General features: G+C 54.0%; 11 protein-coding genes. 8 read left to right on the forward strand and 3 right to left on the reverse strand.

Features of this window, described 5'->3' with window-relative positions; translation table 11 throughout:
* The first annotated feature begins 54 nt into the window (after positions 1-54).
* Entirely contained in the window at positions 55-561 is a 507-nt protein-coding gene (locus BN3795_RS09590; protein WP_068784472.1) for a hypothetical protein, read from the forward strand.
* A 133-nt stretch (positions 562-694) separates the two neighbouring features.
* Here BN3795_RS09590 and BN3795_RS09595 read toward each other — a convergent pair whose 3' ends face one another.
* Together BN3795_RS09595 and BN3795_RS09600 are read right to left on the reverse strand one after the other, a co-directional pair.
* Positions 695-988: a DUF6809 family protein gene (locus BN3795_RS09595; RefSeq protein WP_332835596.1), complete on the reverse strand. Its 294-nt coding sequence runs from the start codon at positions 986-988 to the stop codon at positions 695-697.
* A 131-nt stretch (positions 989-1,119) separates the two neighbouring features.
* A complete protein-coding gene (locus BN3795_RS09600; RefSeq protein WP_068784473.1) occupies positions 1,120-1,299 on the reverse strand; it encodes a ribbon-helix-helix protein, CopG family in 180 nt (59 codons plus the stop codon).
* A gap of 457 nt (positions 1,300-1,756) precedes the next feature.
* On the opposite strand from BN3795_RS09600, the gene BN3795_RS09605 reads away from it, so the two are divergent.
* The 7 genes from BN3795_RS09605 (at position 1,757) to BN3795_RS09635 (ending at position 9,305) form a co-directional block, all read left to right on the forward strand.
* The gene (locus BN3795_RS09605) at positions 1,757-2,731 is read left to right on the forward strand and encodes an ABC transporter ATP-binding protein (protein ID WP_068784474.1); all 975 of its coding nucleotides are present in this window, start codon (positions 1,757-1,759) and stop codon (positions 2,729-2,731) included.
* Positions 2,728-3,579, forward strand: coding sequence for an ABC transporter permease (locus tag BN3795_RS09610; protein ID WP_068784475.1), 852 nt, complete (start codon positions 2,728-2,730; stop codon positions 3,577-3,579). Before BN3795_RS09605 ends, BN3795_RS09610 begins: the two co-directional genes overlap by 4 nt.
* Positions 3,576-4,382, forward strand: coding sequence for an ABC transporter permease (locus BN3795_RS09615; RefSeq protein WP_068784476.1), 807 nt, complete (start codon positions 3,576-3,578; stop codon positions 4,380-4,382). Before BN3795_RS09610 ends, BN3795_RS09615 begins: the two co-directional genes overlap by 4 nt.
* Positions 4,383-4,459: 77 nt before the next feature.
* Entirely contained in the window at positions 4,460-5,497 is a 1,038-nt protein-coding gene (locus BN3795_RS09620) for an ABC transporter substrate-binding protein (protein WP_068784489.1), read from the forward strand.
* Positions 5,498-5,627: 130 nt separating this feature from the next.
* Complete coding sequence (locus tag BN3795_RS09625; protein ID WP_068784477.1) at positions 5,628-6,407, forward strand: DUF3298 and DUF4163 domain-containing protein; 780 nt, start codon at positions 5,628-5,630, stop codon at positions 6,405-6,407.
* Positions 6,408-6,862: 455 nt separating this feature from the next.
* A complete protein-coding gene (gene uxaC, locus BN3795_RS09630) occupies positions 6,863-8,275 on the forward strand; it encodes a glucuronate isomerase (protein ID WP_068784478.1) in 1,413 nt (470 codons plus the stop codon).
* Between the two features lie 19 nt (positions 8,276-8,294).
* The gene (locus BN3795_RS09635) at positions 8,295-9,305 is read left to right on the forward strand and encodes a LacI family DNA-binding transcriptional regulator (RefSeq protein ID WP_068784479.1); all 1,011 of its coding nucleotides are present in this window, start codon (positions 8,295-8,297) and stop codon (positions 9,303-9,305) included.
* Between the two features lie 119 nt (positions 9,306-9,424).
* Here BN3795_RS09635 and ade read toward each other — a convergent pair whose 3' ends face one another.
* Positions 9,425-11,224, reverse strand: a complete 1,800-nt coding sequence (ade, locus tag BN3795_RS09640) for an adenine deaminase (protein ID WP_068784480.1) — start codon at positions 11,222-11,224, stop codon at positions 9,425-9,427.
* Positions 11,225-12,592 lie beyond the last annotated feature (1,368 nt).

The following is a 12,592-nucleotide window of genomic DNA, read 5'->3' on the forward strand; positions in this document are numbered from 1 at the left end:
CCCTCGGAAGTTGGGTTCTAGGCAAGTCATTATTTCATGGAAAGGTGATTTGAAATGCTGAATAAAAATGTAGTGTTTTTACTCACATTTACAGTTATTTTTTCCAGCATGTCATTTGCCTACGGGGATACATCTCAACTGCACATCGAGCCATCAATAATCAATAAGAAAGCTTTGAAAGAATCTGTGAAGTCTAATGTAGTTCAATTGGAGCAGATGCAACCAAGAGGGTTAAATGGGAATACACAGGAATTAAAGATTGAAAAAGAAGGAAAAATCCGATTGAATTTACAAGAGGAAATTTCCAAGTTGGATGACGTGAAGACGAAAATTCCGGTGCAAGTCTATTTGCCCCACGGTGATGAATTTGAAGAAAAATTTAGTGAAGAAATCAAATTGGCCTTTGGAAACGAAATGACCTTCGAGAAAGTAGGATATAACACGTTCGACTTGTTAGTTAGCATAGATCAACTGGGGATTCTTGAGTCCTTGTCTACTGTTGAAGATATTTTTGCTCAACCTAAAAGTGATGAAGAAATTTATATATTATCCGACTCTTAAGAAGAAGTGATGCCGAATTTCTAGAGTAAGTTCCTTTTTTGGTCATGTTTCATTGAGCGTCTAAAAAAGCACCTCGATAGGTCTATTGCCAATCGAGGTGCTTTAGTTTGTTGTGCGATCTGCTTTAATCTTGCTAACGAACAAGCTCCGTTTTTCCGGCCATGACCTCAATCAGGATCCAGGAGGCAAGTTTATATCCATACATAAAGGCTGCTTCGGCGTGCATGGAGTCGGCTTGAGAGCGTAAATCCAGCAATTCTTCGAGCTCTAGAAAGTCGTGTTCGGGCAGCTTGTCCCTCCACACTTTCATCGTCTCGGATATTTTGCGATTTAATGGGCGATATTCCGGGTTTTTTGAAACGATGAGCTCGTCCGGGTAAATACCGCCGCTAAAAAGTTCTTCCAAGATACTTTTCATACGCTCCATCCTTTCGTCTCTTACGTTTGCAATTCCTTGAAAGGGGGGACCGCACATGGTAGGATATTTATGCAGTCTGCCTTTTAGGTGATTGCGTGTGGGAAGTGGCGTGGTCTTGGTTAAGAGGGCGCCGCTTCCTTTTATTTATTTAGGTCGTCGTGGATCCGATGAATCCCCCTCCGGATGACTTCTGAACGGGAAGTATTTAACTCTTTGGCGCTGTCATCGAGTTTTTCCAAAGTCATCTTATCTACCCGAACACGAAGCATGGTGTCCATAGGGTTGTCCGTTTTCGGCCCCGGTTTCTTTTTAGCTACCAATATGTCACCTCCAATCTGTAGCTACAAGACAACCATAAATTTGTGGCTACAAGTTGTCAAGATGATCATAAACATGGATTTGAAATCTTTTTGACATAAGTCAAAAGACATATCCAGGTTAGTTATAGGGAACGGTGGGAAAGTGCAACGCTTGAAGATGACGCTATTTGGCCCGAAACGGGGAACTTCAATTGTAGCGTTTACGAGTCGGCGATAACGCCCGTATAAGCAGAGTGGCAAGCGTTAGCGCATAAATGCCGGACAGATCGGCCGCTCAGCTTCCTCGTTTATCCAGCGGGTGCCGATCGCCAAGATCCAACAAAAACTATTGTAACCCGCGCCAAAACAAGGTATAGTGAATATGCGAAAAAATGATCTAGGACCGTTAAGCCATACCAATGGATATGGCTTTTTTTTCTTAGGAAGACAAGCCTACATTGAAGGAGTTGATGCAAAGATGATAGAACTGGCCGCGGTGGAGAAGCACTTTGCGGGACAGGTCGCCTTGCATCCGCTATCGCTCACGATTAAGGAAGGGGAATTCCTCACCTTGCTGGGCCCAAGCGGCTGCGGCAAGACGACGATTTTGCGCATGATCGCCGGGTTCGAGCAACCGACCTCAGGGAAAATCCTGCTGGACGGAAAGGACCTGACGAATCTGCCGCCGAATCGCCGGGATTTGAACCTTGTTTTCCAACACTATGCCTTGTTTCCTCATATGACGGTGGAAGAGAATGTCGCCTTCGGGCTTAAGATGAAAAAGATGCCGGCGAAGCAGCAGCAGGAGCGCGTGCAAGAGGCGGTTGAAATGACGCAGCTGACCGCGCTTACCAAGCGGTATCCGCATCAGCTGTCCGGCGGGCAGCAGCAGCGGGTCGCCATCGCGCGAGCCATCGCCAATAAGCCGCGGGTGCTGCTGCTGGACGAACCGCTGGGCGCGCTGGATCTGCAGCTTCGCAAAAGCCTGCAGGGCGAGCTCAAGCAGCTGCAGCGCAGCCTCGGCATCACCTTCGTATACGTTACGCATGACCAGGAAGAAGCGATGATGATGTCCGACCGCATCGTTGTGATGAACAGCGGCCAGGTGGAGCAGATCGGCACGCCGCGGGAAATTTACGCACAGCCGGCCACGTTGTTTTCGGCCACCTTCGTGGGTGAGAACAACATCTTCTCCCGGGACGGGCAGTTGTTTGCTGTGCGGCCGGAGAAGCTGAAGGCCGTGCGGGGCAGCGAAGGCGTTGAACCTAAACGAAGCGGCGAACTGCTGGATGTGTTGTATCTCGGCGGCGTGCATAAGCTGATCGTTCAGCTCGACAACGAACCGATGACGGTATCCGTCGTGCTTGATGTTAACGATGAGCGTACATGGCAAATTGGAGAGACGGTTGGGGTGGATTGGAAGCCGGAGGACGAGGTGGTCATCGGATCATGAAGAAATCTGGCTTGAGCATGCTGCCGGTGCTCCTGTGGTTATGCCTGTTCCTGGTCGTGCCGATGATGATCGTGGTGGGGATCTCTTTTATGGGACGCGACGATCTCGGCAACGTTGTGCTGGATTTTAACCTGGATGCCTACGCGTTATTTTTTGACCCGTTATATTTGGGGATATATTGGGATACGATCCTGTTGTCGGTGGTGACGACGGCGTTGTGCCTGCTGCTCAGTTACCCGCTGGCTTACTATATCGCCAACGCCGGCCCGAGAATGCAAACCTGGGGCTTGGTGCTCATTACGGTGCCGTTCTGGATTAACTTCCTCATCCGCACCTATGCCTGGGTGCTCCTGCTGCGCACGCAAGGGATTGTCAACGAACTCTTGCTCGGCATGGGGCTGATCTCTGAACCGCTGCAGATGCTGTATACCAAAGGCGCAGTCCTGCTTGGCATGGTCTATACGTTTATTCCGTTTATGGTGCTGCCGATTTATGTGGCGCTGGAGCAAATGGACAAGAAGCTGCTGGAGGCCGCCAGCGATCTTGGAGCGACGCGCTGGAGAGCGTTCTGGCATATCACCCTGCCGCAGACCAAGTCCGGGATCATGACCGGCTCGGTACTGGTCTATGTCTCCACAACCGGGATGTTTGTCGTGACGGACATCCTCGGCGGGGCGAAATCGGCGATGATCAGCAACATCATACAGAGCCAGTTCCTCGGGGCCCGCAACTGGCCGTTTGGCTCGGCGCTGTCCGTGATCTTCGTGATCACATCGCTGATTCTGATCGCGCTGTTTAACCGGGCGATGACCTCCCGGTATCAAAAAGTGCGGGAGGTGCGTTCATGAAAACCAAAAGCCATCCGCTGCTGGGTGTTCACTCGCTGGTGATGATGATTTTTATCTATGTGCCGATCCTGTTTATCGTTGCTTACTCGTTTAACAGTTCCAGACTGGCGGCCGATTGGAGCGGCTTTACGTTCGATTGGTATGTCTCGCTGTTTGAGAATCGCCATGTCATGGAGGCGCTGGCGAACAGCTTGACGGTAGCGATTGTCTCGACGGTGATCTCGACGGTGCTCGGCACGCTGGCGGCGCTGGCAATGCGGAAGCTGGGCCGACGCTCCAAGGCGGGAATGGGCGGCTTGCTGTATTTACCGATTATCATTCCGGATATTATCATGGGCTTGTCGCTGCTGGTGCTGTTTAATCAACTGCATATGCCGCTTGGCAAAATGACGATCATCATCGCCCATATTACGTTTAGCTTGTCCTATGTCTACGTTGTCGTCACTACCCGACTTTCCGGGATGGGGGGACAATTGGAGGAGGCGGCGCAGGATCTGGGGGCGAGCTCGTGGCAGACGTTCCGTCATGTAACTTTGCCGCAAATCGCTCCGGGCATTATTTCCGGGGCTTTGATCGCATTTACGCTGTCGCTGGATGACTTCATGGTCAGCTTCTTCGTCAGCGGGCCGAATTCGACCACGCTTCCGATATACATCTATGGACAGGTCAAAAGGGGTATTTCCCCGGAAATTAACGCGCTGTGTACGATTTTGATCCTGGTCACGGTCACTTTGATCTTCCTGGCGCAATTTGTGCTGAATCGCGGTAAAGGTCAGAAGAAACAATCCGTGCTGCCGTTCTAGAAACGTCCTAGAAAAGGAACATTCTTATTTTCCGTATAACGACTGAGAAGGGAGATTGGGAATTGAACAATACGAAAATGAAATGGGCCGGCCTTGTGCTGGCAAGTTTGATGCTGATTGGATTGCTGTCCGGCTGCGGATCTTCGAAAGAGACGCTCAACATTTACAGCTGGGCTGACAATTTTGACGAGGAAGTCTTGAAGCAGTTCGAGAAAGAGTTCGACGTGAAAATCAATTATGACGTGTTTGCGAACAACGAAGACCTGTTGGCCAAAATTAAAGCGGGCGGCGGCGGTTACGACCTGATTCAGCCGTCCGATTACATGGTGGCGACGATGATCAAGCAGGATCTGCTGGCTCCGCTGGACATGAACAACATCCCGAACTTCGCCAATGTGTCGGAGGCCTACAAGAACCCGTCCTACGATCCGGGGAACAAGTACTCCATCGTCTATACCTCGGGGGTGACCGGGATCGCCTACAACAAGAAATACGTGAAGGACGAGATCGACAGCTGGGAAGACCTGTGGAATCCCGAATACAAGGGTAAGGTCATCTTGCTGGACGATAATCGTGAAGTGATCGGCATGGCCTTGAAAAAAGCCGGGCATTCCAACAGTTCCACGGACGAAGGGGAAATCACGGCCGCAGTGGAAGACCTGAAGGCGCTGCTTCCCAGCGTACTGGCGTTTGATACCGACAATATCAAGCAGAAGATGATTCAAGAGGAAGGCTGGATCGCCACCGTATGGTCGGGCGACGCTTCCTATATCGCGCAGGACAACCCGGACGTGGCTTACGTCGTTCCGAAGGAAGGCGGCACGATCTGGTCGGATAACTATGCGATTCCGAAGGATTCGAAGCACAAAGAGCTGGCTGAGAAATTCATCAACTTCATGCTCGACCCGGAAGTGAGTGCGAAGAACTACGAATCGATCGGCTACAGCGATCCGAATACGAAAGCGGCGGAATTCCACAGCGAAGATTACCGGAACGACAAGATGATTAATCTGTCGGAGGACGAATTGTCCCGGACGGAGTGGCTTGGCGACGTGGGCGACAAGCTGCAGCTGTACGACCGTTTCTGGACCGAATTGAAGAGCGGACGCGAGTAATTTCGGTTTGCTCCTGCGAAAGCGCCAGGCGCTTCCCGTTAGGGAAGGCGTGCTGGCGTTTTTGCGTACATGAATTGTCGCCACCGAGGTCATAATTTAGGTATGAACTTAAAGAGGGTGGCGATAACAAATGAAGCGTAACGCGGTAAAAATGATGACTTCGCTGATGACTGCCGGCCTGATGATCTCCAGTGTGGCCGTCGTTCCGGCCGAAGCTGCGCCGTCATCGCCGGTGGAGCTCAGCGGGGGGATAAATGCGGCGAATTCCGGCCCGCAGCAGGGGCAGCAAGGCGTTAAGGTCACGAACCATATGATCGAGAAGAAGATTCCGGAAGCCTCGATTAAAGTCGACTATCCGCAAATCAGCGGGTTGAAGCATAAATCGGTGCAGAAGAAGATCAACAAGCTGCTGAAAGAGAAGGCGGAGACGTTTGTGGCCCATGCGTTGAAGGAAGCGAAGGCGGGGCAGCCGACAACGCCCAGCGGCAACCCTTACGAATATGTCGGCACCTACAAGGTGACATACAACCAGGACGGAGTGCTGAGCCTGTACCAGGATTGGTATTCCTATACCGGCGGCGCACATGGGGTGACGGTTCGCGAAGGCTTGACGTTCCGTCTGGATAACGGCAAGCTGCTGACCTTGGACGAGGTGCTTCGGGCCAACCCGAATTATCGCAGCATCGTCGATCCGGCCATCGCCCAGAAGCTGCAGGAAACCGACGGATACTTCGGCAACTTCAAAACGATTGGTCCGAACCCGTCATTTTATGTGCAGGGGGATGGCGTTACGATCTTTTTCCAACTGTATGAATATCTGCCCTATGTGTTTGGCTTCCCGGAATTTCATTTCCCGTTTGCTCAACTGCTGCCGCCGGGAACGAATCCGTTTGATTTCAAAACGCGCTAATGGGTTTGATTCCTCTACCGTTCTCATCGGCAGATTGCTGCCGGGAGGGCGGTTTTTTTTTGGGGAGAGTGGGGAAGAGGGGGGAAAGTTGCATTTTGTGCATCAATTCGGGCGGATCCAAGGCGTTTCAGGTCAGATTGTTGCAAAAAATGCAGCATAATTGCAGCAGCAGCTCCAATGTACCCAAAAATGTTGTATAAAAGACAACAATCAGCGCGAACGGGGACGGTCCAGTTCAAAAATGTTGCAGGAAATTCAACATTCGCCTCAGCTTAGCCCCGGTGAAGTCGGATTCAGCAGAGCCTCTTGCGCGCATGAAGCTTGGCAAGGCAATATCACGGCGCCTATAAATCTCCTTGCGTTTTGCGGTGAAACGGTTACAATAGGAATCAGCAACGTGATGTTAACGTGAACAATAGGAGATCTTAGGGATCAATTGAAGGGAGAACGGGAACATGGCGAAGAAGTTTTTGGGGAAAAATTTTCTGCTGAACAGCGATACGGCGGAGAAGTTGTATCATCAATACGCGAAGGATCTGCCGATCCTCGATTATCACTGCCACTTAAGCCCGCAGGAAATCTACGAGAATAAGAAGTTCCGCAACCTGACCGAGGCCTGGCTGGGCGGCGATCACTACAAGTGGCGTGTGATGCGCGCTTGCGGCATTGACGAGGAGCTCATTACCGGAGGGGCGGACGATTACGACAAGTTCCTGGCCTGGGCCAAGGTTGTTCCGCAGCTGCTCGGCAATCCGTTGTACCACTGGACGCATCTGGAGCTGCAGCGGTTCTTCGGCATTCAGGAGCTGTTGAACGAGCAGAGTGCTCCGGCGATCTGGGAGAAAGCCAATGCCAAGCTGCAAAGCGAAGGGTTTGGCGCACGCGATTTGATTACGAAGTCCAAGGTAACGGTGGTGTGCACTACTGACGATCCGGCGGATTCGCTCGAATATCATTTGAAGATCAAGGAGCTTGCGGGCTTTGAGACGGCGGTATTGCCGAGCTTCCGCCCTGACAAGTTCCTGGAGATCAATCGCGAGACGTTCAAGCCTTGGCTGGCGAAGCTGGAGGCGGCTGTTGGCAAGCCGATTACGAACTACGGGGCGTTGTTGGATGCGCTCCGCGAACGGATCGACTTCTTCCATGAGATCGGCGGCTGCGTGTCCGACCATGCCCTGGATACGCTGGAATACCGTGAGACGACGCTGAAGGAAGTGGAGGCGATCTTCGCGAAGGCGCTCAGCAAAGGCGCTGTCACGCCGGTGGAGGAGCGGAAGTACAAGTCGTATACGATGCGGTTCCTCGGCAAGGAGTACGCCGCTCGCGGGTGGGCGATGCAACTGCATATCCATGCGCTGCGGAATACGAATACGGCGATGCTCAAGCAGCTAGGCCCGGATACGGGCTACGACGCGATCAACGACGGGCCGGTGGCTGAAGCACTGGCGGGGCTGCTGGACGCCCTGGAGCGGGATGGCGGACTGCCGAAGACGATCCTGTACTCGCTGAACCCGAACGATTACTGGGCCATCGCCAGCATTATGGGCAGCTTCCAGGGCGGCGGCGTGCCGGGGAAGATCCAGTTCGGCACGGCCTGGTGGTTCAATGACAACAAGGACGGAATGATCCAGCAGATGCGTACGCTGGCCAACTTAGGCGTGTTGTCGCAGTTCGTCGGGATGCTGACGGACTCCCGCAGCTTCCTGTCCTATACGCGGCACGAATATTTCCGCCGCTTGCTGTGCGACGTGCTCGGCGATTGGGTCGACCGCGGCGAAGCACCGGAGGACTTTGAGCTTCTCGGACGGATTGTTACCGACATTTGCTATGGGAATGCGAAGCGGTATTTTGCTTTTCCGGAACAATAGAAAGGGTTGACGCTGCTTCATGTCTGCGACGATCAAAGACATCGCCCGGCTGGCGAATGTCTCGCATATGACGGTTTCCCGGGCGCTGAACCACAGTCCGCTCATCAAGGAGGAGACCAAACGCAAGATTCTGGAGATTGCCGAGCAACTGCAGTATGTACCGAATTACAACGCAAAAAGTTTGGTGCTGCAGCGATCGCATACGATCGGGTTGTTTTTTACGAGCATGGTCCAGGGGACTTCTTCCAGCTTTCTTGCCGAGGCCATTCGCGGTGTGGGGCAGGAGGTTGGCGTCCAGTATAACTTGTTTCTGCGGGGAATCGATGATTTCGAGGATTTCAGCTCGATTCATCGCCGGCGGTTTGACGGCATTCTGCTGATGAGTCAAAGCGAACGCGACGATGCGTTTATCCGCCATGTGCGGGAACAGGAAATCCCGCTGGTTGTGTTGAATCGGAACGTAGGTGACCCGGCCATCGTCAATTTCGTGTCCAACGACCGGGAGGGGGCCTATGCGTTGACGCGGTACTTAATCGATTTGGGCCATACGCGTATCGGTCTGGTGGAAGGGATCCCCGGCTACAAGTCGACGCAGGAGCGCAAGGAAGGGTACCTGGGAGCCATGACGTCCGCTGGCCTGGAGGTCAGGAAGGAATGGGTCGTGGAGGGACGCTACGACGTGGAGAGCGGGTATCTGGCGATGGGGAGGCTGATGGCGCTGTCGCTGGCGGAACGGCCGACTGCGGTTTTCTGCAGCAACGACGACATGGCGATCGGTGCGATGAAGGCGGCTGCGGAGGCGGGATTGCAAATTCCGGCGGACGTCTCGGTCGTCGGGTTTGACGACATCGGCTTCTCGCACTACACGAATCCGCCGCTCACCACGGTGCAGCGCCCGATTGAGCAGCTCAGCCGGATGGGTGCGCGCAAGGTCCTCGAGTTGATCGATGAGCCCGCGGTTGGCGGGGAGTGCGTGCTGCTGGATACGCGGCTGGTGTGCCGCGAATCAACGGGAGCGCCCCTTCTTTAGCTTTAGAGTTAGGGCGCGTTAAGCTCGGGTGAAATGCCAAGAACCCGCCGGAGGGGATGCTCTGGCGGGTTCTTTTTGGTGGGGATCGGTGGGGAGGGTGGCGGGCTAATGCTCTCCGTTTAACCGACTTCGACTGGAATCAACTTGAACTCGTTGACGTCGGCCAGGCCCCGATTGGTAATGCGCAGCTCGGGGATGACCGGCAGGGCGATCAGCGAGAAGGTCATGAACGGCGCGTTCAGTTGGCAGCCGAGCTGCTTCCAGGCGGCCTCCAGCCCGTTTACCTGCGCGACGACCGTCTCTAACGGTTGATCGGACATCAGCCCGGCGATGACCATCGGTACAGCGGCCAGCACCTGGCCGTCCCGCACGGCGATCATGCCGCCGCCCAGCTTCGCCAGCTCGTTCGCGGCAAAAGCCATGTCCTCGGGATTCGTCCCCATGACGAGCAGGTTGTGGCTGTCATGGGCCACGGTGGAGGCCACGGCCCCTTGCTTCAGACCAAAGCCCCGCGCGAAGGCGAGAGACCGCTCGCCAGACCCGCGGTGCCGGTCGATGCAGGCCAGCGTGGCGATGTCCTGCCCGGCGGCCGGGCGCACGACTCCGTCTCCGTCAACCGGCACGGTTGCCGTCCCCTTCGCTGTGCGGGCGCTATTCTCGATCACGTCGATGACGTGGATCGTCGTTTCCGCCTGGCCGCTGGCGCTGCTGCGATAGAGGAAGTCTTCGGCGGTCAGCGGACGCGCCAACTTCACTGAGGCGCGCGCCTGCGCCGGATAGGGGTACGCCGGAAACGGCACGCGGAGCTGCCCGGCGTCGTAGGCGACCTTGCCGTCGGTGATGACGGTCGAAGGTTCCATCCGGCGCAGGTCGCCGATCAGCAGCAAGTCCGCGCATTTCCCCGGCGCGATGCCGCCCAAGTCGCCGTCGACCTTGAAGTACCGCGCCGTGTTGATCGTTCCCATCCGAATCGCGGTGACCGGGTCGACGCCCTCCTCGATGGCCCGGCGCACGACATGGTTCATGTGGCCGTGCTCGATCAGCGTCTGCGGATACACGTCGTCAGTGACCAGAAGGATGTTCGAAGGATCGACATGGTCTTCGGTGACGACCTTGATCACTTCCTTGACGTCATGCCAAGCGGAGCCTTCGCGGATCATCAGGTGCATGCCGATGCGCAGCTTCGCCAGCCCCTGCTCCCGGGTCACCGTCTCGTGACAGGAGGTGACGCCCGAAGCTGTGTATGCTTGGAGCATGCGCTCGTCATCGCTTGGGAAGTGTCCCGTTACCGTCTTGCTAGCTTCCATCGTTGCTTGGATCTCGCCAAGCATCTTCGGATCGCCGTATACGACGCCGGGGAAGTTCATGACTTCGCCCAGCCCTTCAACGCCTTCCCAAGTCATTCCTTCGGCAATATCGCCGGTGTCCAGCGTGGCCCCGGCATCCTCCAAATGATCGGTGGCCGGGACGCAGGAAGGAAACGTGGTGTAGACCTTAAGCGGCAGGCTCTGGCCTTCCTCGTGCATCCAGCGTACGCCTTCCGCGCCAAACACATTGGCGATTTCATGCGGGTCCATGAAGATGGCGGTCGTGCCTTTTGCGATCGCCGCCTTGGCGAACTCCGCTACCGACAGCATGGTGCTCTCCACGTGCATATGTCCGTCCAGAAGGCCGGGGACAATGTGACGGCCCGTCGCGTCGATGACGACGGTATCATCGCCAATCGTATGCGCCGCGTCTCCCACGAAGGCGATGCGCCCTTCGGCAATGGCGACATCCGTCTGCGGCTGGAGCTCCCCGGTGTAGACGTTGACCAAGGTACCGCCTTTCACGACCAAATCGGCTTTCGTCGTGCCCATGGCGACGTTCGCCAATGTGCGGCTTACTTCATACTGCTTCTTCCTAGCGGCTTGCTTCATCTTCCAGTTCGCTCCTTTAGAGTAAGTAATCTTTCATGAACCCATTCTTCTCTTCGTCCGATTGAGTAGCTGCTAAATCGAACCGGCAATCAAGTTCAGCCAACCAAGCCAAGTTGGATTAGCGAGGTTAAGTGGCTCAGTGTGCGTAGTCGAACCGATCGGGCTGAGTAGCACGATGTGAGTGATTCAGCCAATCGAGCTCAAAGTAACTTAATGTGAGTAGTCGAACCGACCGGGCTAAGTAGCTGAATGTGAGTAATTCAAGTAACCTAGCCCAAAGTAACTCAAAGTGAGTAGTCGAACCGACCGGGCTGAGTAGCTGAATGTGAGTAATTCAACTAATCTAGCTCAAAGTAACTTAATGTGAGTAGTCGAACCGATCGGGCTGAGTAGCTGAATGTGAGTAATTCAAGTAACCTAGCCCAAAGTAACTCAAAGTGAGTAGTCGAACCGATTGGGCTAAGTAGCACGATGTGAGTGATTCAACCAATCGAGCTCAAAGTAACTTAATATGAGTAGTCGAACCAACCGGGCTAAGTAGCTGAATGTGAGTAATTCAAGTAACCTAGCTCAAAGTAATTTAATGTGAGTAGTCGAACCGACCGGGCTAAGTAGCTGAATGTGAGTGATTCAAGTAACCTAGCCCAAAGTAACTCAAAGTGAGTAGTCGAACCACGGGCTGAGTAGCTGAATGTGAGTAATTCAACCAATCTAGCTCAAAGTAACTTAATGTGCGTAGTCGAACCGATTAGGCTAAGTAGCTGAATGTGAGTGATTCAACCAATCTAGCTCAAATTAGCTCAAAGTGAGTAGTCGAACCGACCGGGCTGAGTAGCTGAATGTGAGTGATTCAACCAATCTAGCTCAAAGTAACTTAATGTGAGTAGTCGAACCGACCGGGCTGAGTAGCTGAATGTGAGTAATTCAAGTAACCTAGCCCAAAGTAACTCAAAGTGAGTAGTCGAACCGATCGGGCTGAGTAGCTGAATGTGAGTGATTCAACCAATCGCCAGCTCTAACGCTTGCCACAGCTCTTAAGTTGGCGAATTTCGCGATGTTTTGTGTCTAACGCTTGTCACAAAGCTTATTGTCCAATTTACGGCGGAAAATAGGTGCTTTTGTTAGAAATAGCGTGTCTCATCGTCGTTAGAGTTCAGATATGGCTCAAAAAGCGGATTTAGCGTGTCTCACCAGCGTTAGAGCGGGCGGTTGGAGATACAGCGGCGGGGGAATAGCTCAACGGACCCTCCTGCTGCATTGCGCTTAAGGCTCTGCCGGCAAGCTAGCACCGCCAGCCCGCCCCAGGCCCTCGCGCGCGGCTCGGCCGCCCAGGGGCGGCGCATGCGCTCCGCGAAGCACCCGCCGCCG

The organism is Paenibacillus phocaeensis (assembly GCF_900021165.1).
Classification (GTDB): Bacteria; Bacillota; Bacilli; order Paenibacillales; family Paenibacillaceae; genus Fontibacillus; species Fontibacillus phocaensis.

What these genes read in the sequence shown, in the direction of transcription:
- BN3795_RS09635 (WP_068784479.1), top strand. Translation starts at nt 8,295, where the DNA reads ATGTCTGCGACGATCAAAGACATCGCCCGGCTGGCGAATGTCTCGCAT.
- uxaC (WP_068784478.1), top strand. Translation starts at nt 6,863, where the DNA reads ATGGCGAAGAAGTTTTTGGGGAAAAATTTTCTGCTGAACAGCGATACG.
- BN3795_RS09595 (WP_332835596.1), bottom strand. Translation starts at nt 988, where the DNA reads ATGGAGCGTATGAAAAGTATCTTGGAAGAACTTTTTAGCGGCGGTATT.
- BN3795_RS09590 (WP_068784472.1), top strand. Translation starts at nt 55, where the DNA reads ATGCTGAATAAAAATGTAGTGTTTTTACTCACATTTACAGTTATTTTT.
- ade (WP_068784480.1), bottom strand. Translation starts at nt 11,224, where the DNA reads ATGAAGCAAGCCGCTAGGAAGAAGCAGTATGAAGTAAGCCGCACATTG.
- BN3795_RS09625 (WP_068784477.1), top strand. Translation starts at nt 5,628, where the DNA reads ATGAAGCGTAACGCGGTAAAAATGATGACTTCGCTGATGACTGCCGGC.
- BN3795_RS09620 (WP_068784489.1), top strand. Translation starts at nt 4,460, where the DNA reads ATGAAATGGGCCGGCCTTGTGCTGGCAAGTTTGATGCTGATTGGATTG.
- BN3795_RS09615 (WP_068784476.1), top strand. Translation starts at nt 3,576, where the DNA reads ATGAAAACCAAAAGCCATCCGCTGCTGGGTGTTCACTCGCTGGTGATG.
- BN3795_RS09610 (WP_068784475.1), top strand. Translation starts at nt 2,728, where the DNA reads ATGAAGAAATCTGGCTTGAGCATGCTGCCGGTGCTCCTGTGGTTATGC.
- BN3795_RS09605 (WP_068784474.1), top strand. Translation starts at nt 1,757, where the DNA reads ATGATAGAACTGGCCGCGGTGGAGAAGCACTTTGCGGGACAGGTCGCC.